This window comes from Roseimaritima sediminicola (assembly GCF_009618275.1).
In the GTDB taxonomy this organism is placed as follows: Bacteria; Planctomycetota; Planctomycetia; order Pirellulales; family Pirellulaceae; genus Roseimaritima; species Roseimaritima sediminicola.
The window spans coordinates 428,142-453,892 of the sequence record NZ_WIAD01000001.1 but is presented as its reverse complement, the minus strand read 5'-3'; the positions used below and the strand labels follow the sequence as shown (position 1 = coordinate 453,892).

Sequence of the window (25,751 nt, the reverse complement as noted above, 5' to 3'; positions counted from 1 at the left end):
CGGTGCCTATGTCTGTTGACACCTGCAACCCTTGCCTTTGCGCTGTTCGTAACGCTCGGTCCTGTGGCGATACGTTTTCGTTCGGAAAAGCCCAGATGTTGGGGCTGCTGTGCGGAATGATTCTGATCGTTCCGTGGGTGGCGGCCAGCGCCGAGGAACCGGCGGCCACTAGCACGATCGAACGAGGGCGTCAGATCTACAGCGACCAATGTGCGGGTTGCCATGGCGATCAAGGCCAGGGAAACCCCGACGCGTTTGGCGAACCGCTGGTCGGCGATTGGCCGCAGACCAAGCTGACGCGCGTGATCGCCGAAACGATGCCCGAGGGCGAGCCCGAAGCCTGCGAGGGTGAGGATGCCGCGGCGGTCGCGGCTTACGTGTTCGACGCGTTCTACTCGCCCACCGCGCAGATGCGAAACGCCCCGCCACGCTATGCCCTATCGCGTTTGACTAGCGAACAGTATCGCCAAAGTGCGGCTGATCTGTTGGCGATGTTCGTCGGCACGGCCGAGGAAACGTCCGAACGGGGTGTGGCCACGGAACTCTTTTCTGGCAAGCGAATTGATCGACGCAAACGCGAGCAGCAGCGCGTCGATCCGGCGATCGATTTTGATTTCGGCAGCGGCTCGCCGATCGATGGTCAGGAAGATGGTCAAGCGTTCGCGATGGCGTTGCAGACCAGTTTGGTCGCCCCCGAAACCGGAAACTATCAACTGCGTCTGCGCACCCCCAATGCTGCCGCGCTGTGGTTCAACCGTGACGACCAACCCTTGATCGACGCGAAAATCAAATCCGGCGATCGGGTCGAGTACGAATCCAGTGTGTTTCTGCTGGCCGGTCGCAGCTACGACCTGCGAATCGAATTCTATCGCGCCGAGTACGGTTCCAAGGCCGTGGGCAACACCGGACATCCGGAAGCATCGCTGCAGCTGCTGTGGCGACGTCCGGGCCGCGTGGCCGAAGTGATCCCTTCACGGTTCTTGCGGCCCATCCGTGTTCCCCGCCAATTAATTGTCGACACGCCTTTTCCGCCGGACGACAGCAGTGTTGGGTACGCTCGCGGTACGTCCGTCTCGCGAGCCTGGGACGAAGCCACCACCGATGCCGCCCTGGCCGTGGGAATGGAATTGGTTCGCGACCTCGACGCTTACGCCAAGACCAAGCCCGATGCGGAGGATCGTGTACAGAAGTTGCAAGCGCTGTGCGAGCGGATCGCGGCGCGGGCCCTGAGGCGCCCCTTGGACGAAGCGCAGCGCCAGCACTACGTCGGGCGACACTTCGAAGAGAGTGAGTCGCCGGCCGAGGCCGTGCGGCGAAGTGTGCTGGTAATCCTTAAATCCCCGTACTTCCTGTACCCCGACCTGCGGGCCTTGAAACACCGCGCGGACCTGGACGAAGCGGCGGCGGTCGACCCCTCGACGGATTCCTACGCGGTTGCCAATCGACTGGCTTTGGCGATGTGGGATTCGTTGCCCGACGACGCGCTAACTCAAGCGGCCGGCGAGGGGCGTCTGCGTGAGCAGGCGGTGATCCGGAAGACGGCCCAGCGGATGGTCGATGAAGCGCGAACGCGGGCCAAGGTTCAACAGTTTCTGCTGCACTGGTTGCACGTCGACGAAGCCGGCGAGATGACCAAGGACGGCGAGCTGTATCCGGAGTTTTCGCCGCAGTTGGTCTCGGATCTGCGTGAGTCCTTGGAACTTTTTCTGGAGGACGTGGTCTGGGGCGAGGCGGCGGATTTTCGGCGATTGTTGACCGACCACCGGATTTATCTCAACGGACGACTGGCCGATTTTTATGGAGCCACGGTCGATGCTCCGGACCGTTTCCAACCGGTTCCGCTCGAGCCTCAGCAGAGTGCTGGCGTGTTGTCGCATCCCGCACTGATGGCCGCCTTTGCCTACAGCCGCGATACCTCGCCGATTCATCGCGGCGTGTTCCTGGCTCGCAACGTCCTCGGCCGCACGCTGCGTCCGCCGCCCGAAGCCTTTGCGCCGCTCAGCCCCGAGCTGCACGCGGACTTATCGACCCGACAGCGTGTGGCCCTGCAGACCGAGCCGCCGGCCTGCGCCACCTGTCATGAATTGATCAACCCGCTGGGGTTCGCCTTCGAAGAGTTCGATGCGGTGGGGCGTTATCGGCGTGAAGAAAAGGGCCGGCCGGTCGATACCCGTGGCCAGTACCTGACGCGCAGCGGCCAGGAGGTGTCCTTCGTCGGCGTGCGGCAGTTGGCGGAGTTTCTGGCCGGTTCGCGCGAGGCCCATGAATCCTTCGTCGGACGTCTGTTCGAGCATGTGACCAAACAGCCGGTCGGCGCCTACGGGCCGGAGCAACTGGGGGAACTGACCGACCGCTTCGCCGCCGCCGATTTTAATATTCGCAAATTGTTGGTCGAGATCGCTGTCGTGTATGCCCACGGTCCGCAGTAGTATGGGCGGAGTTCTTAACCTGTAGTGTGAAAACGCACGTCGAATTCCTATGCCACGGCTAAAACGTTCTCCCTATAATAGAGAGTCGCCTTTCGCTCCGCCGAAAGTAGCCCAGAGTCGCCTTTCGCTCCGCCGAAAGTAGCCCAGAGTCGCCTTTCGCTCCGCCGAAAGTAGCCCAGAGTCGCCTTTCGCTCCGTCGAAAGTAGTGAAAGCAACATTAACTTTCGCAGAGCGAAAGACGCCCGCCCCCCTCCCACCTTCCCTTTGTAAAAGGCCCTCCAATGCAACCCCGCAGCCGTCGTGAATTTGTCCGTTCCTTGGGCATCGGTGCTGCCGCTTTGCCCTTCCTGTCGAATCTTCCCAGCCTGTGCTTTGCCGGCAGTGGTGGCCGCAAGCAGCGGTTGGTGGTCGTATTTAGTCCGAACGGAGTGGTCAAGAAAACGTTCTGGCCGGACCAGACCGGCGCGAAATACGAGCTGAAGGAATCGCTCAAGCCGCTGGAACCGTTTCGCGACCAATTGCTGATCCTGAACGGCGTCGATGACAAGGTCAAAGGCGACGGCGACAACCACATGCGCGGTATCGGTTGCTTGCTGACCGGAACGGAACTGTTTCCGGGCAATATCCAGGGCGGTTCGCACACGCCGGCCGGTTGGTCCAGCGGGCTATCGATCGACCAGGAAATCAAAAACTACCTGCAGGCGCGGCCCGAAACCCGCACCCGTTTCGGTTCGCTGGAATTCGGCGTGGCCGTTCCCGACAAAGCCGATACCTGGACTCGCATGGTGTATGCCGGAGCGAACCAGCCCATCGCGCCGATCGACGATCCGTATCAGATGTTCAACAAACTGTACGGCCGGATGCACGATCAAGCCATGCTGAGCAGCGTGCTGGACGAGGTGCGAGAAGACCTGGAGAAGGTCAGCCGCCGGTTGAGCGCCGAGGACCGCCGGTTGCTCGAAGAACACGCCACGTTCGTGCGTCAAGCCGAGCAGGATTTGCAACGTGAGCAACAGCAACAGACCCTGCACCCGATGCCGCCGTTGGATCCCGATGTCGAGGATCGCAACGACAACATGCCGACGATCAGCAAGATGCAGATCGATCTGATGGTCAACAGTTTCCAGAATGACTTTGCCCGCGTCTCCACGCTGCAGTACACCCGCAGCGTGGGCGGAGCAAAGATGACGTGGTTGGGCATCGACGAAGGCCACCACGCCCTGTCACACGAACCCAACAGTGACGAAGCGGCCCAGCAGAAGCTGACCAAGATCAACCACTGGTACGCCGAACAGGTGGCTTACTTGGCCGAGCGGTTGCGGCAGACGCCGGAGCCCGGCGGCCAGGGCAGTCTGCTGGACAACACCACGATCCTGTGGACCAACGAACTGGGCGAAGGCAATTCGCATACGATGAACAACATCCCCTTCGTGTTGCTGGGCGGCGGATTGAATTTTGCGATGAATCGATCCCTGAACCTGAAGGGTGTACCGCACAACCGTCTGCTGATGGCTCTGGCCCACGGCTTCGGGCATCACATCGAACGCTTTGGCAGCGACAACTTCTGCAGCGGCGGAGCGCTCGAGCTGAGCTAGACAGCCAGGACGCATTCGGCATATCCGTCCTGGCAGCGTCGACCACCGTTGGCAGGAAGCCTGTCGACCGGTCGAGTTGCCTGCGTGCCGGTTAGAACATCAAAACACCCTGCCGGCCCCGAAGGGCCGACAGGGTGTTTGCGTTGATGATTCGCGTTTCGCAGAACCGTTGCGTTTGGGAGTTAAGCTGCTGGTATGGCGAGGTTTGGTGGACGACCGCCAAGGGCGACCACTACCAGGTGTACTCGGCTCCGAGCGTGAAACCGCTCAGGACCATCGAACCATAATTGATGTGGGCGTTGGAGTTGGCTTGCGGCGTTTGCAGCAGAGCGTTCGAAAGGGCGGGATCGAAGCCGCCGGCCACTTCGTCCACGGCCAGCACATAATACGAGGTGCGGAAGGCCCAGGAATGGCTGACGCGGTAGATCAGCGTCGTGGTGAAATCCACCATGCCGGTGGTTTCCGAACGTCCCAGCAGGCTGCTGCGCGAGCCTCGGGTCGCTCCGGGGCCCAGCGAGTTGCCGGTGGCAAAGACCGCGCGGTCGACGTCGTTTTCCAGCACACCCAGTTTCAATTGAGCACCGAGGTTGATGCCGGGCACAACGTTCCACCACAGGTCGCCACCGATCTGGACGCCAAACAAGTCGTTCTTGGTTTCGGTTGTCAGGTCCAAGAAGCGTTGGTTGGTGAACACCCCGCCGTTGTTGACTCGGCCGTCGGCCGAGAAGGTCAGCGAGTCGTCGAAGCGAAGGTATCGCATCCCGAACAACCACGAACCCTGGAACTGGCAAGCCGGCCCCACGGTGCGGCGGCGATAGTTCAGTTCGCCGCTGTGGAAGTGAGCCTCGCCGGCGACGGCGTGACGCACCGAGCGGTCGGAGTCATCGAAACCGCCGGCCGGGGTGGTTCCGAAATTGCTGATGAAGGAGTACAGGTCGGCGTTGTTACTGGTCACCGCCGCGTTGCCTTCCCATTTATTGCCGCCCATGTAGGTCAGTTCGATGTTGCCACCGGCGCCCATGATGAAGGCTCCCGACAAGCGGATGCCGGCTTCCAATTCATCCATGTCGGCACTGTCCAAGAACAACACGGGGGTGCCGGCAACGCCCAGCGTCGAAATCGTGCCGCTGCCTCCGCCGTCGCCGTTGCGGCCCAGGAACAGGCCTTCGACCGACAGGTCGTACCACCGCTGGGCACATTGTCCGCCTTCGGCATAGGGCAGCAGGCAGTGCACCAAGCTTCGCAGTCGGCCATGGCCCAAGCCCAGGTGTCCGAGGCCCAGCGCCGAAGCACAACCGCCCAGACAACCGCCGCGGCGGCCGCAGGGACCGCCACAGCTCTGACAGGCCCCACCACCGCGCAATCGGTTGAGGATGCGGCCCGAACCGACCGCCCCGCCGGTGCAGCGGTTGCAGCCGTAACCCAGGCAGTCACAGGCGCCGGCGTCGCAGCCCATCGGTCCGCCGCGTTGCATGAAGCCCACGGGCATGACCTGTCCGGGGCCCGGCCCGGGGGCCGCCATGCCCGTGGCGTGCATGATCGCACCGGGAGGCATTTGGCCGGCCATCGAATACATCGCCGGGTGAACCCCCGGCGACCCGATCGGCGGCATGCCTGCCGGTGTGACAAAGCCGCTGGCGCCATAATCGGCGTCCGCGGGCGAAGGCATGGGCGGTTGAGCGAGCGCCGTCGTCGCTACCACAATCGTGGCCGCCGTCATCACTACGGTGCGAGACCAGTGTTTCGTTTTACGCATTAGGAATGTCTCCGCGGCCCCCTGCCGCTACAGCTTGTCCGAATCGCGAAGAGAAGGAAATTCCCCCCTGGCATTTGTGCTTGCCGTTCGTCAATCGTGTCGGCATCAGTGCGTCCTGAAACGGGACGCACCCCACCAACCAACACGATCCTACGAATCGCTCCCGACGGAATTATCGGCACGAACCGACCTCGGGTTGCGTTTATTCCGGACGATCCTGTGAGGAAAACTTTGCCGACCACCGGCCGCGATCGTTTCCCCGTGACATCCGCATTCGTTATGATGACCGGCGGAACAGGAATCGTGTGCGACACAAACGGGGGCAACAGCACATGACAAAACCGTCCGAGCACCAACCGGACAGGGACCATTCCCAACTCGCGCCGGTCGTCGACCCGCCACGTGAATCGATCGCCGCTCTGATCGCTCGACTCGGTCCGCCGCCGGAGGTGGTCCTTCAGCACTGGCAGCAGCAGTGGCAAGCCGGCCAGGCCTCCGGCCGCTTTGCCGGCGTTCCGCTCTCGCCCTACCACTTGGCCGTCGACCGCTACAACCGCCTGATTCCGCTGGCCTCCCGCACCGCCGGCGACGTGGCGGTCATGATGATCGACGAAGCAAACGCGGCTCGGAGCCATCGCCCTGTGGCGTCTCGACGACGCGGCGCCGTCCGCCGCGGTCGCCGCACCGTGCTGCGGTGCTCGGCCGCCTTGGTGTGTCTGCTGGTTATCCTGTCGCTCCTCTACCGCCTGCCATCGGAGCCTCGGAGCACCACCGCCGACCACCGGGCCTTCTCCGAACCGCCTCGCCCCCACTTCGACGCCCCGCGCAATCCGCCCACCGAGCCGCTGGCAAGAGTCGTGGATGATGCAGCCTCGCCAGCAGCCGGCGCCTTTTCGCTGCACTGGGACCCCGAGACGACGCCGCCAACGGAGCTTCCGCAAGAGAGCGGCAACTCGCTGGGCGACCCTGTCTTTCCCACGGCCGAGTTGGCGGGAAGTCTCGATGACCTGTTGGACCCGGTCGAGGAACCGCTAAGGGAAACCCGTGACGACGCGCCGGAGACGGACGCGCGGGCCGCTTCTGAATCGGATGGTTCTTTGGGGGCAGCCCCGCAGAGGACGCCGGAAGCGGGCCAGGAGGAAGTCTCGGTCACTTCCCGTCCGCCGGCCGTCTCGCTGCTGCCGATCGATGCGGCCGGTGAGGCAACGCTGCTGCTCGACCAGCCAGCCAGTCGCATCGAGCTGGAGGTTCCCGCCGGCGACTGTCCCGTCACCATCCTGCAAACGGAAAAAGGCCGGTGGGAGGTTTTCCTTCAGGAGGAATCCGCCGCGCCGGACCGAGCAGATCCGCTGCCGGTCGCCCGCATCGAAACGACCGCGCCACCGGATACGGACGCTACGCAAACCGTTTGGAAGTGGACGGACGCAGCGGCGGAGCGACGCTGGAAACTGCAAGACGTGCACTACGGCCGGCTCCGCCTGCGGACTGCGGCCGGACCGCGGAAACTGTACCTGCGAGAATCCCGTCCTATCGATCCGGTCGTCCTCCGGCTCGATCAGGCGGACCGGCGGCTCACCTGGTCGCTCGAATCGCCACCGCATGCGCTCGCCACGCGGCTGGACATCGACGTCGACGTGCCCGATGGCGTGCGATTCGATTGGGTCGAAGCTCCCGCCGGCCAACTCGCTCGGCGGATGCGGGCGGTCGCACGCTGGACCGCCGAAGAGGACGCGACGATCGAGCTGCGCACGCACTTCGACATCCAAACCGGGCGGCAACTGGTCTGCCGGCAGCGCACGATGATCCAGCTGGTTCCGTCGCTGCCCTGGCGGGCGGTCTCACTGCCGGGTGTCGAACAAGCCATCGAACGGTTGATCGGCTTGCACCAGCAGAACCAGCTGCAACTGGAACGCTTTCGTGCCCACTACGCCGAGGCCAGGCGAACGGAGCAGCGGCAGCTGCGGCCCCAGCGCGAGCTGCTCGAGCAGCGCGGCAGGATGCTGGAAGCCACCATCGAACGGCTGAGCAAAACCGTGAATCTGATGAGCCAGCTCGACCAAGCCGCCCACCTGCACCTGAATCTCTCTACCGCCTGGCCCGACGGCTATACCCAGCCCCTGCTCACAACCCTGCTCACAACCGACGACGTCGCAGAGCCAACGGGCCAGCGGTAGAAGTCGCCGCAGCAAGTCTTGGTCGTCAGTCCATGTCCGTCGGGTCCCAGTGCTCCTCGACCCAGTCTTCGGCGTCGGCCGGTACTTGCAGATCAAACAGCGGCGCGCGTTCGTCCTCGGCCGTGATGTAGGCGTGTTTGAGCATGTTGGGGCGAAACAGTAGGTTGTGGCCCGCGACGATCCGGAATCCCAGGCTCGCCAACTCCTTGTCGGTCATCTCGGTCGTGTGTTTCCACATCACCGTCGCCGATTCGGGGGGAAACATCTCGCAAATCGAATCGAAGATCATCTGCCGCCAATCGTCCAGCGATCGATGCAGCACGGCTTGGTGAACAAAGACCAAACCAAAGACTGGATCATCGAATTCGAAGTCACGCCGGATCTCGGCAAAGTCGGTGGCCGGTTCGATCGTCGCCGCGTACACGTCGCTCCAACCTTGAGAGTCGGCGTCGCAGATGTGACAAATATCCTGCCCGGCCGCTTCAGCGCGGGTAATGTCCAGGTAATCTACGGCCACCCGCCCCGCCACCACCTCGCCGGTATCTTCGTCTGCGCAAGCGCAGAGGATCGAAACCTCGTGCGCTCGGATATAATCATCCGGCTCGGAAGGGATCGGGTAGTAGGTCGAACGGATGTCAAAACGCATGGCGTGCTTTCCTGAATTTTGGGGGGGCGTCCCATTGTGATCGAGCGGGCTTGTTGGTTAAAGCAGGTGTTAGCGGGGCGGATTGTGTCCGTAGCGTGGCGCAAGGGGGTCGTGTGCAGCCTAGGGCTGGGCGGCGTTTCGGGCGCGAGCCGAGCTCGCGGGCTGTCGATGGATCGAGCCGTTTGGGCGATCGCTTCGGGGTCGTCGGCGCAAAACCGGCGCGATCGCCCTCACGGCTCACCTAAGAGATGCGTTTTCGACTGAATCGACAGGCCGCTGGCGAGGCGTCGCCAGCCCGGTTCCCTTCTCGGTCGTCTACAATACGAACGGCAGCGAGGCCGCTTGGGAGACTGGATGGGATCGAGGCAATCGCAGGATTCGCGGTTCTCCGATGGAGCGATCACCTTGTCGAATCGCCCCCTTTTTGAGTAACCTCGGTAGGTCCCACGAAGACATCCAATCTACGCAACCGCTATAGCCGCGCAGCTGGCGGGCCCCAGCGGTGGAATAATCCTCGTTGCACCGCCGTAGTGAAAGCGCGAGTCACATACGCTGAAGTAACCCGCTGGGCGGGAAAGGAAATCGAAGTATGGCCGATTCCGATGCCAAGACGATTGCACAACAAGAATTGAATAACGCCCTTGGGGAACGAGCGGTCGTGGATCCCGATCCGTCCGAAACCGCCGAGTGGCTCTCGTCGCTGCAGTACGTGCTGCAGAGCAAGGGACCCGAACGGGCTCGTTTCCTGCTCGACCAACTGCGCGACCGCGCGGCCACCGAAGGCGTGCAATTGCCTTCGGAGACGGAAACGCCCTACGTCAACACGATTCCGCGCAAAGATCAACCGGCCTACCCCGGCAACCGCGACCTCGAGCGGCGGATCAAATCGATCATCCGCTGGAACGCCATGGCCATGGTCACTCGCGGCAACAAACGCAGTGACGGCATCGGCGGTCACATCAGCACGTTCGCTTCGTCGGCCACGCTGTACGAGGTCGCCTTCAATCACTTTTTCCGCGGTCGCGGTGAAGACGGGTACAGCGGCGACTCGGTCTATTTCCAAGGCCACGCCTCGCCCGGCATGTACTCCCGTGCGTTTTTCGAAGGCCGATTAAGCGAACAGGACCTCGAAAACTTCCGCCGCGAACTGGCCGACGGCGGCGGCCTGAGCAGTTACCCGCACCCCTGGTTGATGCCTGGTTTTTGGGAGTATCCCACGGTCTCGATGGGCCTCGGGCCGATCATGGCCATCTATCAGGCTCGGTTCAACGAATACCTACGGGACCGCGGCCTGAAAGACACCAGCAACCAACGCGTCTGGGCCTTCCTGGGCGACGGCGAGTGCGACGAGCCGGAGACGCTGGGCGCGATCACGCTGGCCTCTCGCGAGAAACTGGACAACTTGATCTTTGTTATCAACTGCAACCTCCAACGTCTCGACGGGCCGGTTCGCGGTAACGGCAAGATCATCCAGGAACTGGAATCGATCTTCCGCGGTGCCGGCTGGAACGTGATCAAGGTCGTCTGGGGCGACGACTGGGACGAGCTGCTCGAACGCGACACCAGCGGTCTGCTGGTCCGGCGGATGAATGAAGTGGTCGACGGCCAGTTCCAAAAATACACCGTCATGCCCGGCAGCTACATCCGCGAACACTTCTTCGGCAAGTACCCGGAATTGCTGGAGTTGGTCAAGAACTACAGCGACGAGCGGCTGGAGAAGCTGCGTCGCGGTGGCCACGATCCCGAAAAGGTGTACGCCGCGTATCATCAAGCGGTCAACACCAAGAACGGTCGGCCGACCGTGATCCTCGCCAAGACCATCAAGGGCTACGGACTGGGCGAAGCCGGTGAGGGCAAGAACGTCGCTCACAACCAGAAAAAGCTGAACGAAGCCGAGCTGCTGGAGTTCCGCACCCGCTTTGGGATCCCGATCAGCGACGACGAAGTCGGCAACGCGCCGTTCTACAAGCCGACCGAGTCCAGCCAGGAAATGAAGTACCTCAAGCAGCGGCGCGAGGCCCTGGGCGGTTACGTTCCGTCGCGACCCACCAAGCATCCCACGATCGAAGTGCCCACCCTGGATGACTATCGCAAATTCACCCAGGACAGCAAAGGCAGGGCGGTCAGCACGACGCAGGCTTTCGTGCGGTTGCTGACGGATCTTTGCAACGACAAGAAAATCGGCAAACACATCGTGCCGATCGTGCCCGACGAATCCCGCACGTTCGGGATGGAAGGCATGTTCAAACAAATCGGGATCTATGCCCATGCCGGCCAGTTGTACGAGCCGGTCGATAGCGCCCAGGTGATGTACTACAAAGAGGCCCAGGACGGCCAAATGCTGGAAGAAGGCATCACCGAAGCCGGCTCGATGAGCAGCTTCAATGCCGCCGGCACCGCGTACAGCCTGCACGGCGTGAACATGATTCCGTTCTTCGTCTACTACAGCATGTTCGGCTTCCAACGCATCGGCGACCTGATTTGGGCCGCCGCCGACATGCGGGCCAAGGGCTTTTTGATCGGTGGCACGGCCGGCCGTACCACGCTCAACGGCGAAGGCCTCCAGCACCAGGACGGCCACAGCCTGCTCAATGCGATCGCGTTCCCGACCGTCCGCGCCTACGATCCGGCGTTCGCCTACGAATTGACCGTGATCGTCATGGATGGGCTCAAGCGGATGTATCAGGACGGCGAAGACGCCATCTACTACATCACGGCCGAAAACGACAACTACGAACACCCGGCCATGCCCGAGGGTGCCGAAGAAGGCATCATCAAAGGGATCTACAAACTCCGCAGCCAGGAGGTCGACGGTGCCAAGGCGCGCGTCCAGTTGTTCGGTAGCGGAGCGATCCTGAACTGCACCCTGAACGCCCAGAAGTTGTTGGCCGAAAAGTACGGTATCGCCAGCGATGTCTGGAGCGTGACCAGTTACACCCAGTTGCGCCGCGAGGCGGCGGACTGCCAACGCTGGAACATGCTGCATCCCACCGAAACGCCCCGCAAAAGCTACCTCGAACAGCAGCTCGAGGGCGTCGAAGGACCGTTCATCTCGGCCAGCGACTACGTCCGGGCGCTGGGTGAACAACTGACCCCCTTCATCCCCGGCGACTACTACGTCCTGGGGACCGACGGGATGGGACGCAGCGAAACCCGCGAAGCCCTACGGCGACACTTCGAAGTCGATGCCGAATCGATCACGATCGCCGCCCTGCACCGGTTGAGCAAGGCCGGCGTGGTGACGGCCGAAGATGTCGACCAGGCGATTACCGATCTGGATTACGATCGCGAAAAACCCAACCCCTACTTCGCATAACCGGCGGTTCGCCCGGGCGCGCTGACGCGCGCGGGCCTCAACCGATTCTTTCATCTACACACCCTTTTTTGTCTTCACATCTATGGCCATCGAAGAAGTTAAACTGCCGGAATTGAGCGAAGGAATCGAATCGGGCGATGTCCTGGAAGTCCTGGTCTCCGAAGGCGACACGATCAGCGCCGGACAGGACATCGTGGAAATGGAAACCGACAAGGCCACCGTCCCGGTCCCCGCTTCGGTGGCTGGCAAAGTGGTCGAGATCGCTGTCAAAGCCGGCGATACGGTGCCCATCGGTGGCCTGTTGATGAAGGTCGAAGCCGGCGCGGAAGCCAGCGGAGGAGGCGGCGACGCGCAGGCCGCTCCGCCGCAAGCCGAAGCGGAACCGAAGGCGGAGCCGGCGCCCCCGCAAGACGAAGCCGCCTCGGGACAAACGCCCGCCGCCCCCGAGCAACCGGCCGCCCCTGAGCAACCCGCCCAGCCTGAGCAACCGGCCCAGCCGGCACCCGCGCAGCCGGCACCCGCGCAGCAGGCACCGCCGCAACCCGCCGCTCAGGCTTCGGCCGCTCAGCAGCAACCCGCCGCTCAGCAACCCGCCGCTCAGGCTCCGGCCGCTCCGGAAACGGTGGCCGAGACCGGTGCGATTCCCGCCGGTCCCGCCATTCGCCGCTTTGCTCGCGAAGTCGGCGTGGATCTGACGACCGTCACCGGCAGCGGCAACGGCGGGCGGATCACTCGCGAAGACGTCCTGGCGGTGGTTCGGCAGGCCAACCAGAAGGCCCGCAGCGGTGGAGCGTCGGCCGCTACGGCCACCAGTCAGGTGACCGGCGCCAGCCCTGCCACGCCGGCCTCGCCCGCCCTGCCCGGCGACGCTTCGCAGGACGATTTCGGTCCGGTGCGGGTGGAGCGGATGAGCAAGATCCGCAAGACCATCGCCAACCAGATGCACAGCAGTTGGTCCACGGTGCCCCGCGTCACGAATTTCGACGATGCGGACATCACCGACCTGGAACGGCTCCGCGGCAGCAGCAAAGAAGACTACGCCGCCCAGGGCATCAAATTGACCACGATGCCGTTTTTGATCAAAGCCGTGGCGACCGCCCTGCGTCACCACCCGGCGATCAATGCCGTGCTGGACATGGAAAACCAACAGGTCGTCTACAAAGACTATGTCAACGTCGGCATCGCCGTGGATACCGATCGTGGATTGGTCGTGCCAGTGATGCAGAATACCGACCAACGCGGCATCCCCGATATCGCGCGCGGTTTGGCAGAGATGGCCGGCAAGGTCCGCAGTGGCCAGTTCGACGTCAAGGATCTGCGTGGCGGCACGTTCACGATCAGCAATCTCGGTGCGATCGGCGGCCAGTACAGCACGCCGATCGTCAACATCCCCGAGGTCGCCATCCTGTTGGTCGGCCGCAGCCGCAAGCTGCCCGTCGTGATGCCCGACGACACGATCCAGCCGCGTCTGATGATGCCGCTCAGCCTGTCCTACGACCACCGCCTGGTCGACGGCGGCACCGCAGCCCGCTTCCTGAACGACGTGATCGGTTATCTAGAAGCTCCCAGCCGCTTGTTGTTGGCGCTGTAGTGTCGCCGTAGTGTCGCCTTTCGCTCCGCGAAAGAAACGAGCAGTGTCGCCTTTCGCTCCGCGAAAGAAACAAGCAGTGTCGCCTTTCGCTCCGCGAAAGAAACGAGCAGTGTCGCCTTTCGCTCCGCGAAAGAAACGAGCAGTGTCGCCTTTCGCTCCGCGAAAGAAACGAGCAGGTGAGAAAAAACACTCCGGCGGGTCATTTCATCGACCGTTTGGCGTTTAGTCCCGGTTCCAGGCAGGCGACCGTGGCTAACGCTGAAAAAGCCGGATATGCCGAAAGCCGCTGCCTGCTGAGTAGCTTGTTTGCCCCAGACGGGAGGCTGCGACTGGGACAGCCTCGCTATGTTGTGGTGTGGCTTCACAACCGTTCGTAGGGCATCTCGAACGTGTCGGCTCCACCTAGATCGCCCGATTCGAACCCGGCGTAGAACCAGCGCAGCCGTTGCTCGCTGGTCCCGTGCGTGAAGGAGTCGGGGACAACGCGTCCGGTCGCTTGCCGCTGCAGTCGGTCGTCACCGATGGCGCTGGCGGCGGTCAGGCCCTCGCGCACGTCGCCCGGCTCGAGGCTTCCAAACCTCGCCTGCTCGTGGTGGGCCCAGACGCCGGCGTAGTAATCGGCTTGCAGTTCCAGGCGAACCGACAGCCGGTTGTATTCGGTCTTGCTGACCTGTCCGCGTTGGCTGTCCATCCAATCGGTGCGGCCGAGCAGGTTCTGCACGTGGTGGCCGACTTCGTGCGCGATCACGTAGGCCTGAGCGAAATCGCCGGGAGCTCCCAATTGGTCGGCCATCTGGTCGAAGAAGGAGGTGTCCAGGTACACGGTTTGGTCGGCCGGGCAGTAGAAAGGCCCCGTGGCACTGCTGGCGTGCCCACATCCGCTGGACGTTGTTCCACGAAACAGGACCATGCGGGCGGGACGGTAGTTCAAATTGTTTTGCTCAAACAGACGGCCCCACACGTCTTCGGTGCTCGCCAGGATCGTCTCGGCGAACTGACCGGCAGCGATATCTTTTTCGGTTAACTCCGCTCCGCCGCCGGGGGCCGCTCGTTGTGCCGGAGGTTGGGCTTGCTGCAAAACCTGCATGGGATTGCCGCCCAAGGCCCATACGACCAGGGCCAAGACCAGGATTCCGATGCCTCCCGCCGCCGCAGCGGGCTTTCCCGCCATCCGGCGGCGGTCTTCGACGTTGCTGCTTCTCCGTCTTCCGCCCAGTCGCATGCTTGTCATCCTCATCGAAGTTTAGGCCAGTCGCGGCGGCCGCACCGGCTCGGCTGCGGCACGTCCCCCGGGGCGCACAGTCCCCCGGGGGCGCACAGTGCGCTCCTGAGGGCTTTCTCGAGCCGTTCACGAGGATCGGCCGAGAGTCGCGGCGAGCGATTGTTGCAAAAAGCAGGCCGTTTGCGCCGAGCGAATGCCCCTGCGGGGGTTGGCGAAAAGGAAAAAAATGCTCGACGAGCCAATGTCTGATTGACCTTCGGCACCGGGGTCGCTAAATTTCCATTTCTCACACGCGGTGGATGTAGCTCAGTTGGTTAGAGCGTCGGATTGTGGTTCCGAAAGTCGGGGGTTCGAATCCCCTCATCCACCCTTTCTTTCTCTTCGGTCTTCTGCCGATGCGTGCCGCGACGGCTAAACGACGAGGCGGTCTGGAACTGAAGATGACGCCGATGATCGACGTCGTCTTCCTACTGCTGGTGTTTTTCCTGTGGACCAGCAGTTTCAATGAGCCGGAATTCGATTTGCCCAGCGCCTTGGCGATGCAGGCCGAGACGGCCGCGCAAAGTCGCGGCAGCAGCGAGAGCACGCCCGAGTTGTTCGACGAGATCGTTATCGAGGTCGACGGCGCCGACGCGTTGTCGCTGAACGGTCAAGCGGTCGCGTCGCTGGAGCAGTTGAGTGCGCAGTTGCGCGAGATCGTGCAACTGGGCGCGTCGCCGCAGGTGATCATCGACCCCACCGAGGCGACCGCGGTCGGCCGAGCGATCGCCGTCTACGACACGGCCCGGGCTGCGGGCCTCGACCGCGTCCTCTTCGCCGCCAAAGGCTGAGTGCAGCGCTTCGCTACTTAACGAGGCTAGTAATCGCGAAACGGACCGCGTGGTTCGGCTGCTTCCATCTCGTCCAGCCAATGTTGATATCGCTGCTGGAGATCCCGCAGCCGCTGGGGATGTTCGTCGGACAAGTTCTCGCGTTCGCCGGGGTCGGTTGCCAAGTTGAACAGGCCGCCTCGGCCCTCGCCCATGTCGACCCACTTCCAGTCGCCGACACGGGCGGCTTTGAGGTCGCGGCGTTTCCAGAACATCTCGGTCCGTGGCGACGCGGTCTCGCCCCGCAGGGTCGACCACCAGTCGTACCCGTCGAGCACCAGGTCGTCCGGCACGCTCGCTCCGCTGACGGCGGCCAGACTGGGCAGCAATTCCAGGCTGGAAAGGAATTCGTCACACACCCGCCCCGCGGGGATGCCGCCGGCGGGCCAACGTACCAAGCAGGGGACGCGAATGCCGCCTTCCCAGGTCTGCGCCTTGCGGCCTCGCAGCGGCGAGTTGTCCGCGCCGCCGCTGCCGCCGTTGTCCGAAAAGAAAATCACGATCGTGTTGTCGAGAATACCCTTCTGCTGCAAGCGATCGAGCAGTTTGCCGATCGACTCGTCCATGCAGGTCACCGCCGCGCGATAGTCCCTCTGACGTGCTTCCTTGGTGACGACGGTGGCCGGCGTGCCGTAGCGATAACGCGTTGTGGTCGTCGTCTCCTTGGCAACCGCCGGATAACGGTCTTTGAACTCCGGTGGTGCTTGAACGGTGGAGCGAATCGAAGGATCCAGCGACGAGGAATTGTGCGGGGCGTTGAAGGGAACGTACAACAAAAACGGTTGCTCGCCCGCGTGTTGGTCGATGAACCGCAACGCTTCGCGTTCGAACAACATGGTGCAGTAGGTTCCGCGATCTTCGGTCGTCGGCTGGAGGTTCCGATACATCGAGGGTACGCCGTAACGCTCGTGCGTGTAGTAATCGATGCCGGTATTCACAAATCCGTAGAAATCATCGAAGCCGCGGGAGGTCGGCAGGAAACGTTTCAGCGTGCCCAGATCCCATTTGCCATAGATGCCGCTGACGTAACCGGCCGAGGCCAGGACCTCGGGCAGCAACACCTCGCGCAGGTCCATGCCTCCGACGCGTTCGAAGGACACGTCGTATTCGGCCGGCGAGTAACGGTGTCCGTAGTCGGGAGCTTCGTTGCGGATCATGTCGTAGATCCCGTTCCGCTGGGGATAGCGTCCAGTGAGCAGCGACGCGCGCGAGGGCGTGCAGGCCGGCCAAGCCACGTAGAACTCGGTCAGCCGTGTGCCCTCGTTGGCCAGCCGATCGAGAGCGGGCGTGATGATCCCATTGCCGAGCAGTCCCAGGTCGTTGTAGCCCTGGTCGTCTGAAACGATCAGCAGGATGTTCGGTCGCTCGGCCGCCGAACAGAACGTCGACATCAGGCAAGCCAGCAGCGGCACAAGAAGTCGAAGAGCGGGGTTCATTTGAATTGCTGCTGCAGCCACAGTAACCGTCCTTAGAGGATCGAAAACACGGAAAAGACCAAGGACCAACTTGTTCGAGCCGAACCGCCACGTCAACAGTCGGTGTTAGCTCGTCAGTTGATCGAGGATGTCCAGCACGCCTTCGACTTCTTCGTGCGGAGAAACATAATCGGCCGACTTGGTGATCTCCTCTTCGGCGTTTGCCGGGCATCCGAACCAAGCCACTCGCTGGACCATGAAGTGGTCGCTCATCGTGTCGCCGATCCCCGCGACTCGCTCGGTCGGGATGCCGGTCTGGTCCAGCAAGCGATCGATCGCCGTAGCCTTGCTGACGTGCTGCAGATCGCAATTGATGTACAGCCATGTCATCGAGACGCGAAACGGCCAGTCCCGCCGCTCGAATTCTTCGGCGATTTCCGGCTGGAGCGAACGCAGGTAATCGGTATCGCTGTGGTACAGCGCGACCGAAGCCGTCTTGCCCGGTTGTTGGATCACGCCCTTGTCTTCGTAACGCGAACGCAGCAGTTGACGCGCCTCGTGGACGATCTCCAGGTGCTCTTCGGTGATCTTGGGGTCACGCTCGAAGGAATTGTCGGCCGGTCCCCACAGCCAGACGCCGTTCTCGCCGATGGCGGGGATCAAGGTGTTATGCAGCAGGCGGCAGAGGCATTCGACAAAGCTGATCGGGCGGCCGCTGCACAGCGTGACGACGGGGCGATCCCGGTCGGCAATCGCCCTGCGATTGTGTTCAGCAATTTTCGTCAGCGCCGGACCATTGATGGGGGCATGCGATTCCGGCGACAAACAGCCGTCGATGTCGCAGATCACGAGGTCGTAGGATGCGGTGGTTCGAAACGTCACGATGGCGGCTTTCTGCAAGAGGAATTGGGGCCTGCGAAGATAAGATGGCGGCAGAACGGTTGTAGAGCAAGTCACCCCCAACGTAGCCGAAGTCGCCAGACTTTGGATGGCGACGGGCGCTGGAGTCTAGGCTTTAGCCGATTGGAACCTAAACCGCGTCGCCCGGAGGCTACGCTCCGACGTCCAAACTCTGGCGAGTTCAGCTACGGGGAGTCCAAACTCTGGCGCGTTCGGCGACGGTAGATTACAACAGCCGAAAAAATTTCGATCGCGTGGGAAAAACGCTTCTCGACGGTGACTATCTCTATGAAACACGTCAACGATCCGTCTATTTGCCGCATCCTGGAGTCGCTTCGCTTTGATTGATGCATCGCTCGTGCAGCGCTTGATCGATACGCACGGCGCGGCGCTGCAGCTGTTCGCGCGGCAGTGGTGTACGGCGCCGGAGGATGCCGTTCAGGAAGCGTTTGTCGAACTGCTGCGGCAACCGTCCGGTCCCGACGATCCTCTGGCGTGGCTGTACACGGTGGTCCGCCGGCGTGCGATGAATATCGCTCGTGCCGAACAGCGTCGCCGACGTTATCAGCGCGAAGCCGCCCTCGAGCGATCGCCCTGGTTCGTGCCCGACGAGAGCGAACCGCTGAGCGCCGAAGCCTACCAAACGGCGCTACAACGATTGCCCTCGTCGCAGCGAGAGATCGTGGTCCTGCGGATCTGGGGCAATCGCACCTTCGCCCAAATCGCCCTCACCGTCGAACTGCCGCTCAGCACCGTCCACCGTCACTACCGGGCCGCTCTGCGGGCACTTGAATCCGTACTTTCCACCCCCCCATCGCTTTCGTCCGCCAACCGTTCGGAAGAACCATGAACGATCGAAATACCCCGCCCCAGCGCGCCGCGGATGCGCACCATTCCATCGAACGTCGGCCCACCGAAGGTCAGCCGGTCGAAGGTCGGTTGCGTGCCCTCCGCCCGCAACCGCTGCGGCTCGATGCACAAGCTCTGATCGCCCAGGCCCAGGCCCAGGCTCAGGTCCAGGACACCATGGGGGCCGGCAATCCGTCGCCGGCCGGTGCCGAACAAGCCGTGTCACCGGAGCGTGCGCCGCAGCCGCCATCCCATAGGGCCTCGGGAGGATGGTCTCTGTTGGCGGTAGGGGTGAGCGGTTTTGCGGCCGGTGTCCTGCTGACGATGTGGGTCCTATGGCCGGCGGATCCGCCACAGTTGACGGCGGCCGTACCGTCGCCGCCGATGGAGGTTCAAGAGTCAGGGGGCGAGGCGACGGAGGTTCAAGAGCCAGGGCTGGAGGCGACGGAGGTTCCGCAGCGTCCTGGTGTGGCCACCGATGCAGTCTCGCCGCGTCCCGCCGCGGACATACTGGGCGTTTGGAAAACGGATTCGCCGACCGTATTGGCCGCTGGCGGTGTGCGCGAACAACGCCCGGCGTCTTTCAGTAATCCTCGCCGGGACGGTCATCGCCCGGCCGCCTCGCTGGCGTTGCGTGGGGCCAGCCAAGAGCCGGCACAATCCTCTGATCGGATCCGTGTCGGCAATTTGGATGGCGAACTGTTAAACGAGTTGTTGTTCGGTTTGTAGTTGTTTCTCTAGGGAGTGCTCTTCGCATGCTTGCTCGATATGACTGGATGATGCCGCGGCTGAAAAAGCCAATGGCCGCGACCGCCGTGCTGTTGTGGGGCGCGGTCGCCTTTGCTGGGGTGGCCGCGGCGGACGAGCGATCCGACGGCTGGCTGCGTCAAAGCGATCCGGACGGCTCTGGTATCGTCCGGACCAAGGACTTGCCGCTACACCCTCGCTCCGAACCCGTTCCGGCCCTGCGTTATCGATTCCTGCCGGATTCTTTTCAAGCCAGACCGGGCAACGCCGCCCTGTATTACTTGAAAGCTATGGGGTTCTTGGAACAGCAGTACGCCCGAGAGCGGATCAACGAAGTCTATGATCGAGCGCGACAGCAGGCCAGCGAAGCCGATACGTCGACCGATCAACTGCCACCGTTGGTATGGCTCGATACGCCGCCCGACCAGTTGCCGGTCCAGGAAGTCAAGGAGTTTCTGCGTCTGACGGCGTTTCAGAAGCCGATGTTGCGCGAGGCGGCCGCACGAAGCGACTTCGACATGCAGCGCAACCTTCGCGAAGTCGACGACCTGATCGGTTACCTGCTGCCCGAGATCCAGTCGATGCGCCAGCTGGCTCGCTACAACAGCCTGCGATGCCGGTTGGCGTTGGCCGAAGACCGGGTGGAGGATGCCATCGAGATCTGTGGCCAACAGTTCGCGATGGGACACCACCTGGGACAGGACGATTTTTTGGTCAGCAACCTGGTGGGGATGGCGATTGTCGCGATCGGTTGGAACGATCTGCTGTACGTCGTCCAGCATCCGGATTGCCCCAATCTGTACTGGGCGTTGGCTACCCTACCCGATCCGCTGGTCAGTACGGCGCATGCGATGGATGTCGAGCACAATCTGTTGTACTTGCAAGTCCCGGCGCTGCAGGATGTGAGCGAGGCCCCGCAACCGGCTGAGCATTGGAGTCAGGTGATCGACCGCCTCGCTGCCGAGCCGAATTCGATGTACGCAGAACTCGACACCGGTGTTGGAGAAAGCGACTTCGAGACGCGTCGAGCTTGGTTGGTCGGAGCGATCGCCGCCAGTTACCCGGCCGCCCGAGACTACCTGATCGAAACGGTCGGTTTGCCACGCCAGCAGGTCGAGGCCTATCCAACGGCCCAGGCCGTGTTGCTGGCGACCGTGCGATTCTACGAACGCTGGCGCGACGAGTACTTCAAATGGCAACACCTGTCATTCGCCCAGCGGCAAAGCTCCCAGGCGGCCAGCAGCGCCGGTGAGCGGCTGGCCGAGGCAGCCGATCGAGCGGGTTGGTTCGCGATGCCGACGAAGCAATTGATCCCGTTGCTCGGGACCATGACGATCCCGGAAATCCGCTGCCGGCAACAGATCGCGATGCTGCAAACCGTGGAAGCCATCCGGGATTACGCCGCCGCAAATCAGGGCCAGCTGCCCGCCTCGCTCGACCAATTGACGCTGCCCGCCCCGCCGGATCCGCGAACCGGCAAACCGTTTGCCTACCAGCGGCAGGACGACGCGGCCGTGCTGTCGGGACAATCCGAAGCAGGCTTGCAAACGCGTTTGCAACTGCGAATTCAGCCTTCGGATCCTTGAGCCCCCGGGGCATGCGGATATTGCTCGCCGTTATCTCTAAAACCGATCCATAACATCTATTTTGCGAATCCCAAACCATGAAAGACTTCAGCTCACTTCGCCGACAGCTGGTGTGCCTGATCGGCATGCTGGCAATCGTCACGATCAGTCCAAAGGCCCGTCTGAACGGTCAAGATACATCTGCCGACCCCTTGGCGGAAGCAGCGCCTTTCATCGACGAAACCACCTTCCTGCTGGCCCGTATCGAACCTACGGCGTTTGACGACCTCGACTCTGAAATACAAGCCCAGGATGCATCGGCTGAGCTGGTACTGGGGCTAATGAAGGTCCTGCGTCCGGCTTGGAAGCCGCTGCAGTCGTTCGCTGAGGGGCAACCAGTGTACGTGTCGGCCGGCATTCCGTTGGCGTCCGGCCAGAAGCCGCTGTTCGTGTTTCGTCGCGGCGGCTCGGAGGAGCCTTCAAGTCCGATGCTTCCGGGCCAATGGGCAAGTCAGTTGAAGCCCTACGCGGTCGATGGCTATGCCGTGCTCAGCCCCCGAGCGGACGCGAAACCCGAGGGAGGCGATTTGCCCGAGGAAACTCACCAGCGTTTCGCTGCTGGATTCGCGTCGGTTTCGTCGGCTCCGGTGCAAGTCGTTGTGCTGGCTCCCGAGCACCTGCGCCGAACCTACCGTGAGATCGGCGGGGCATTGCCGGCGGCGTGGGGCGGCGGTTCGAGCGAGATGCTGGCCGAAGACTTGCAGTGGGTAGCGCTGGGCATCGATATTGAGCAGCGGGTGGCCGAAGTGGTGGTTCAGGCCGAAGACGAGTCGGCGGCGGAGCGGTGGGCTGCGGAGTTGCCAAAGCGGCTGCGCACCGCGCACGCGCTGCGGGCGTCGCAGTCGGGTTCGCTGGCCAGTTCGGTGCTGGATTCCCTGATCGAATGGGTGCAGCCCCGGCAGCAGAAGGATCAGCTGCGCGTCCGCCTGAACCTAACCGGCGCCGACGGACCGGCAAACCATCTGCGGCAGTTGGTGGAATATGAGATGCGACAAGCAGAAGAGCGGGCGAGCAGCGAGTCCTTCCGTCGCATTTTGTTGGCCTTGCATAATTACCATGCCACCTACAACCGATTTCCAGTACCTGCGGACGGTCGCGACGAACAAGGGCGAGCGAGATTGAGTTGGCGAGTGTATCTGTTGCCGTTCCTGGGGCAGGAGGAACTGTATCGTCGGTTTCGCTTGGATGAACCGTGGAACAGCCCACACAATCAAGCTCTGCTGACCGAGATGCCCGCAGTCTATCGCCCGCGCCCCGAGGTCTGGAACGTGGCGAAGCGTCGTGCCCATCAACCCGGACACACCGCTTGCCTGGCTGTGCAGGGTCCCGGCACCGCGCTGGGCAGCGACCGTCCCATAGCGTTTCGCGACATCATCGACGGGTCGAGCAATACCGCATTCCTCGTGGAAGCAGCGGAGGGCAACTTGGTGCCCTGGACCGCGCCGGAAGATTTTCAATTCGACGAAGAACGCCCCCTCAGCGGTCTCCATCTGGACGCTCAGGGACGATGGATGTGTGGACTGGGCGACGGTCGCGTGGTGCACCTATCGGGCGACATGGCCGCCGACGATGTGAACGCCTTGTTCCACATCGCCGACGAGAAAACCGTCGACCTACAGCAGCACATCGAGGATGCTGCCGCGCGGTAGGTGAAGAAACGCCAGGTTAAATTCCCGGTTCGCCGGCCCTTACAGCGGGCGGATCTGGATGTTCCGCCAACGGACTTCGAACGGGCCGGCATCTTGAGGAATGCCGTGGACCTGCAAGCCGATAAATCCGCTTTTGTGGGATTCAGGGTCTTCCAGATCTTCGACCTTGCGGCCGTTGACCCAGACCTGCAGGCGGTCGCCAACGGCGCGGACCAGGTACTGGTTCCACTGGTCGTTCTGGTAGGCGTCCTTGATGGGTTGGTCCTTGCTGATCCAGCCTCGGCCGGTACCTTCGCTGTAGATATAGCCCGCTTCGCCCGGAGCGGTTTCGATTTCAACCTGCGGGCCATGGACGCGGCCGTTCTTGTAATCGGGCTTGCTCTGCGAGCGGATCTGGACGCCGGAGTTAAGGCCCTTGTCGACGTTGACTTCAAAGGCCAGTTCGAAATCGCCGTAGTCCTTTTCGGTACACATGAACGAGTTGGGGCTGCCCTTGGCCGTTTTGCCGATCACGACGCCGTCTTCGACGCGGTAGGTGGCGGTCCCGTTCTTTTGCGACCAGCCGCTCAGGTCTTTGCCATTGAAAATGCTTTGCCAACCTTTGGCATCGAGCGACGGGGGCCCGCCCAGCGAAGCGGTTTTCGCATCCGCAGTGATCTCCGCCGGATCGCGCCGGGCCGGAACGTCGGCGGGCAGGGTTTCCGGACCGACATCGGGGAAGGTTACCTTGCCGGTCGCCGCCCATTCGGCTCCACGCTGCAGCGTCACCTGAAACGCCACCCCGTTCATCGCTTTGGTATCGTGGCCGAGCGTGGTGTGAAAGACGCGGCCTTCGCCGTAGCCGATCGTCATCAGGATCGGTTCGTGTTCGCCGGTGCCCCCGGTGTTCTTGGCGCTCAGGGCCGTGGCCAGAACGTGCATGTTTTCGGCCGGGCCACGGAGCTGGGCGTACAGCTCATCCTCGGCCTGCATCCACGACGAAGGCAGTCCGGCGGTGATCGGGTGTTTGGTGTCGCGGACGACCACCAGGAAGGGGTGCCGGCGGCCGTGGCTGCCGCCGCGGCCGGGTTGGGTGTCGCGGACGATTCGCCCGTCGCGCCAGCGCACGTACGGGCCGCTCTTTTCGTTGCGGCCGCCCCAGCCGCCCAGGCCGATCATGCGGTTGTACGCTTGCCAGGTGGGAAAGGCGTTGTCGGCCGCGTGGACGGCTACGAATCCACCGCCGTCCGAAACGTACTTGTCGAAAGCTTCGCGAGTCGACTCGCTCCAGGGCTCGCCGTTGTAATTGGAAACCACGACGTCGTAAGCGGAGAATTTCGGAGCAAACGTGCTCATCTCGCCGCCGCGTGGTGGGCTGGTCGCCACGTCGACGGTGAAGCGGCCGCTGTTTTCCAGAGTTTGCCGAATCAGCGGAGTGGTTTCCTGCCACTTGTGGTTGTTCTGGCCGTCGATGATCAACGCTTTCAGCGGTTCGGCGGCGGTGGCAAGCGAGGCGGTCAAGCTCAGCAGCACCGCGCTGACGGCAACGGCTAATGGCACAGCACGGCGGAGGCGAGAGGACGCGGGGCGGGAGAGAGAAAGAGGCGGCATGGGCGGAACGATCTCCGTGGCGTGGATGGGAATGCGGTTGCAACGAGCACAGCGCGAGGGCCGTGTGGTGCTATTCTAACCCTGGGGTCCGAGCCAGGTGCCGGAGCCGCGGATTTTGTTGAGTGAGATATTGGTCCCAGCACCGGCTGATAAGCTTAGGACACAAAGTAGCTCGGCTGTCCCCGCCGAGACGGGTGTGTGGGTCCACGGCTGGGACAGCCGTGCTACTTTTCACAGGCTGGAAGCCTATGCCACTGAGAGTAGCTCGGCTGTCTCAGCCGAGACGGGTGTGTGGGTTCACGGCTGGGACAGCCGTGCTACTTTTCACAGGCTGGAAGCCTATGCCACTAAGAGTAGCTCGGCTGTCTCAGCCGAGACGGGTGTGTTGGTTCACGGCTGGGACAGCCGCGCTACTTTTCACAGGCTGGAAGCCTATGCCACTGAGAGTAGCTCGGCTGTCTCAGCCGAGACGGGGGTGTGGGTTCACGGCTGGGACAGCCGCGCTACTTTTCACAGGCTGGAAGCCTATGCCACTGGTTCAGCGTCCTTGGACCGGCAGGTTGCTGGCCGCCATGGTGGCCGAGTCGTAATTGTCGACTTCGCTGACGTTCAGGCTCGGCGAGAAATTCTCGCCGCGGACCAGCACGATATCGCCGCTGTCGGCATCGTCCTCGGCGGCGCAGCCGTGGTGCCGGGTCAATTCCAGCATCGCCAAAAACAGCCCGATCAGGGCCGACTTGTGCATGCCGCCTTCGACCAGGTCCACCAAGGCCACCCGCTCCACTTCGCACAGCCGCGTGTGAATCCGCTGCATGTAGACGTGGATCGGGGTGTCGTCATAGATCACCTCGGTCGGCGGTGGCCCTTTGCTCTCCCGCATCAGGCGGCCGAAGGCGCTGACCAGGTCCCACAGTTCCAGGTCGGCGATGGGTTGGCTGCCCGGATCGACTTGCCGCGGCGGCAGGCTGTCGGCCATCCGCGGAAAACGCTGCTGCCAACGCTCGCTCATCTCGTCCAGCACGCCCGCCGCATCGCGGACCTGCTTGTATTCGAGCAATCGCTGGACGAGCTCCTCCTGCGGATCCTCGACGACTTCGTCTTCGTCGGCCGGGGGTGCGGGCAGGACCGCCTGGCTCTTCAACTCGACCAGGGTGCTGGCCAATTCCAGGAACTCACCCACGTCGGTCAGATCCAATTCCTGCAGCACATCGAGGTATTCCACGAACTGGTCGACCACGCGGGTCAAATGCAACCCGGTGACATCCAGTTCCTGGCGGCGAACCAGGTACAGCAGCAGGTCCAGGGGACCGCGATAGGCAGGTAATTCAAGACGAAAAGCCATAGTCGCTTCACAATCGCAGTTTGGCCCCGGAAAAGC

17 protein-coding genes and 1 tRNA gene are annotated in these 25,751 nt (G+C 62.7%); 11 read left to right on the top strand and 7 right to left on the bottom strand.

Annotated elements, in window-relative coordinates:
• Nucleotides 1-95 precede the first annotated feature (95 nt).
• Both GE027_RS01580 and GE027_RS01575 read left to right on the top strand, forming a co-directional pair.
• Nucleotides 96-2,429 carry a DUF1592 domain-containing protein gene (locus GE027_RS01580; RefSeq protein WP_162006530.1) on the top strand — a complete coding sequence of 778 codons (2,334 nt, stop codon included), beginning with the start codon at nt 96-98 and terminating at the stop codon, nt 2,427-2,429.
• A 281-nt stretch (nt 2,430-2,710) separates the two neighbouring features.
• Nucleotides 2,711-4,024 (top strand): DUF1552 domain-containing protein, encoded by a 1,314-nt coding sequence (locus GE027_RS01575; protein ID WP_153555396.1) that lies wholly within the window; start codon nt 2,711-2,713, stop codon nt 4,022-4,024.
• Between the two features lie 232 nt (nt 4,025-4,256).
• Here GE027_RS01575 and GE027_RS01570 read toward each other — a convergent pair whose 3' ends face one another.
• Nucleotides 4,257-5,780, bottom strand: a complete 1,524-nt coding sequence (locus GE027_RS01570) for a hypothetical protein (protein WP_153555395.1) — start codon at nt 5,778-5,780, stop codon at nt 4,257-4,259.
• A 332-nt stretch (nt 5,781-6,112) separates the two neighbouring features.
• Here GE027_RS01570 and GE027_RS01565 point away from each other — a divergent pair, with 332 nt between their 5' ends.
• A complete protein-coding gene (locus GE027_RS01565) occupies nt 6,113-7,954 on the top strand; it encodes a hypothetical protein (RefSeq protein ID WP_153555394.1) in 1,842 nt (613 codons plus the stop codon).
• Between the two features lie 25 nt (nt 7,955-7,979).
• Here the strand turns inward: GE027_RS01565 and GE027_RS01560 are convergent, their stop codons facing one another.
• Nucleotides 7,980-8,600, bottom strand: coding sequence for a hypothetical protein (locus GE027_RS01560; protein ID WP_153555393.1), 621 nt, complete (start codon nt 8,598-8,600; stop codon nt 7,980-7,982).
• 589 nt (nt 8,601-9,189) lie between these two features.
• Here GE027_RS01560 and aceE point away from each other — a divergent pair.
• On the top strand, nt 9,190-11,916 hold the full coding sequence (gene aceE / locus GE027_RS01555) for a pyruvate dehydrogenase (acetyl-transferring), homodimeric type (protein WP_153555392.1): 2,727 nt from the start codon (nt 9,190-9,192) through the stop codon (nt 11,914-11,916).
• Nucleotides 11,917-12,004: 88 nt separating this feature from the next.
• Entirely contained in the window at nt 12,005-13,507 is a 1,503-nt protein-coding gene (locus GE027_RS01550) for a 2-oxo acid dehydrogenase subunit E2 (RefSeq protein ID WP_153555437.1), read from the top strand.
• Between the two features lie 361 nt (nt 13,508-13,868).
• Here GE027_RS01550 and ypfJ read toward each other — a convergent pair whose 3' ends face one another.
• Entirely contained in the window at nt 13,869-14,729 is an 861-nt protein-coding gene (ypfJ, locus tag GE027_RS01545; protein ID WP_153555391.1) for a KPN_02809 family neutral zinc metallopeptidase, read from the bottom strand.
• 295 nt (nt 14,730-15,024) lie between these two features.
• On the opposite strand from ypfJ, the gene GE027_RS01540 reads away from it, so the two are divergent.
• Both GE027_RS01540 and GE027_RS01535 read left to right on the top strand, forming a co-directional pair.
• A tRNA-His gene (locus tag GE027_RS01540) sits at nt 15,025-15,098 on the top strand.
• Between the two features lie 26 nt (nt 15,099-15,124).
• Complete coding sequence (locus tag GE027_RS01535) at nt 15,125-15,559, top strand: ExbD/TolR family protein (protein ID WP_153555390.1); 435 nt, start codon at nt 15,125-15,127, stop codon at nt 15,557-15,559.
• Nucleotides 15,560-15,585: 26 nt separating this feature from the next.
• Here the strand turns inward: GE027_RS01535 and GE027_RS01530 are convergent, their stop codons facing one another.
• Both GE027_RS01530 and GE027_RS01525 read right to left on the bottom strand, forming a co-directional pair.
• Nucleotides 15,586-17,034, bottom strand: coding sequence for a sulfatase-like hydrolase/transferase (locus GE027_RS01530; RefSeq protein ID WP_153555389.1), 1,449 nt, complete (start codon nt 17,032-17,034; stop codon nt 15,586-15,588).
• 105 nt (nt 17,035-17,139) lie between these two features.
• Nucleotides 17,140-17,895, bottom strand: a complete 756-nt coding sequence (locus GE027_RS01525) for an HAD family hydrolase (RefSeq protein ID WP_162006529.1) — start codon at nt 17,893-17,895, stop codon at nt 17,140-17,142.
• A gap of 358 nt (nt 17,896-18,253) precedes the next feature.
• Between GE027_RS01525 and GE027_RS01520 the strand changes: the two genes are divergently transcribed.
• From GE027_RS01520 to GE027_RS01505, 4 genes are all read left to right on the top strand, one after another.
• On the top strand, nt 18,254-18,763 hold the full coding sequence (locus GE027_RS01520) for an RNA polymerase sigma factor (protein ID WP_162006528.1): 510 nt from the start codon (nt 18,254-18,256) through the stop codon (nt 18,761-18,763).
• Nucleotides 18,760-19,491 carry a hypothetical protein gene (locus tag GE027_RS01515; protein ID WP_153555386.1) on the top strand — a complete coding sequence of 244 codons (732 nt, stop codon included), beginning with the start codon at nt 18,760-18,762 and terminating at the stop codon, nt 19,489-19,491. Before GE027_RS01520 ends, GE027_RS01515 begins: the two co-directional genes overlap by 4 nt.
• 26 nt (nt 19,492-19,517) lie before the next feature.
• On the top strand, nt 19,518-21,095 hold the full coding sequence (locus GE027_RS01510) for a hypothetical protein (RefSeq protein WP_153555385.1): 1,578 nt from the start codon (nt 19,518-19,520) through the stop codon (nt 21,093-21,095).
• Nucleotides 21,096-21,172: 77 nt separating this feature from the next.
• Nucleotides 21,173-22,783: a DUF1559 family PulG-like putative transporter gene (locus GE027_RS01505; protein ID WP_153555384.1), complete on the top strand. Its 1,611-nt coding sequence runs from the start codon at nt 21,173-21,175 to the stop codon at nt 22,781-22,783.
• A 39-nt stretch (nt 22,784-22,822) separates the two neighbouring features.
• Here GE027_RS01505 and GE027_RS01500 read toward each other — a convergent pair whose 3' ends face one another.
• Complete coding sequence (locus tag GE027_RS01500) at nt 22,823-24,373, bottom strand: family 16 glycoside hydrolase (protein ID WP_153555383.1); 1,551 nt, start codon at nt 24,371-24,373, stop codon at nt 22,823-22,825.
• Between the two features lie 538 nt (nt 24,374-24,911).
• Nucleotides 24,912-25,715: a segregation and condensation protein A gene (locus tag GE027_RS01495; protein ID WP_153555382.1), complete on the bottom strand. Its 804-nt coding sequence runs from the start codon at nt 25,713-25,715 to the stop codon at nt 24,912-24,914.
• Between the last annotated feature and the right edge of the window lie 36 nt (nt 25,716-25,751).

What these genes read in the sequence shown, in the direction of transcription:
- GE027_RS01515 (WP_153555386.1), top strand. Translation starts at nt 18,760, where the DNA reads ATGAACGATCGAAATACCCCGCCCCAGCGCGCCGCGGATGCGCACCAT.
- GE027_RS01560 (WP_153555393.1), bottom strand. Translation starts at nt 8,600, where the DNA reads ATGCGTTTTGACATCCGTTCGACCTACTACCCGATCCCTTCCGAGCCG.
- GE027_RS01510 (WP_153555385.1), top strand. Translation starts at nt 19,518, where the DNA reads ATGCTTGCTCGATATGACTGGATGATGCCGCGGCTGAAAAAGCCAATG.
- GE027_RS01535 (WP_153555390.1), top strand. Translation starts at nt 15,125, where the DNA reads ATGCGTGCCGCGACGGCTAAACGACGAGGCGGTCTGGAACTGAAGATG.
- GE027_RS01580 (WP_162006530.1), top strand. Translation starts at nt 96, where the DNA reads ATGTTGGGGCTGCTGTGCGGAATGATTCTGATCGTTCCGTGGGTGGCG.
- GE027_RS01500 (WP_153555383.1), bottom strand. Translation starts at nt 24,373, where the DNA reads ATGCCGCCTCTTTCTCTCTCCCGCCCCGCGTCCTCTCGCCTCCGCCGT.
- GE027_RS01495 (WP_153555382.1), bottom strand. Translation starts at nt 25,715, where the DNA reads ATGGCTTTTCGTCTTGAATTACCTGCCTATCGCGGTCCCCTGGACCTG.
- GE027_RS01505 (WP_153555384.1), top strand. Translation starts at nt 21,173, where the DNA reads ATGAAAGACTTCAGCTCACTTCGCCGACAGCTGGTGTGCCTGATCGGC.
- GE027_RS01565 (WP_153555394.1), top strand. Translation starts at nt 6,113, where the DNA reads ATGACAAAACCGTCCGAGCACCAACCGGACAGGGACCATTCCCAACTC.
- GE027_RS01570 (WP_153555395.1), bottom strand. Translation starts at nt 5,780, where the DNA reads ATGCGTAAAACGAAACACTGGTCTCGCACCGTAGTGATGACGGCGGCC.
- GE027_RS01530 (WP_153555389.1), bottom strand. Translation starts at nt 17,034, where the DNA reads ATGAACCCCGCTCTTCGACTTCTTGTGCCGCTGCTGGCTTGCCTGATG.
- ypfJ (WP_153555391.1), bottom strand. Translation starts at nt 14,729, where the DNA reads ATGCGACTGGGCGGAAGACGGAGAAGCAGCAACGTCGAAGACCGCCGC.
- aceE (WP_153555392.1), top strand. Translation starts at nt 9,190, where the DNA reads ATGGCCGATTCCGATGCCAAGACGATTGCACAACAAGAATTGAATAAC.
- GE027_RS01575 (WP_153555396.1), top strand. Translation starts at nt 2,711, where the DNA reads ATGCAACCCCGCAGCCGTCGTGAATTTGTCCGTTCCTTGGGCATCGGT.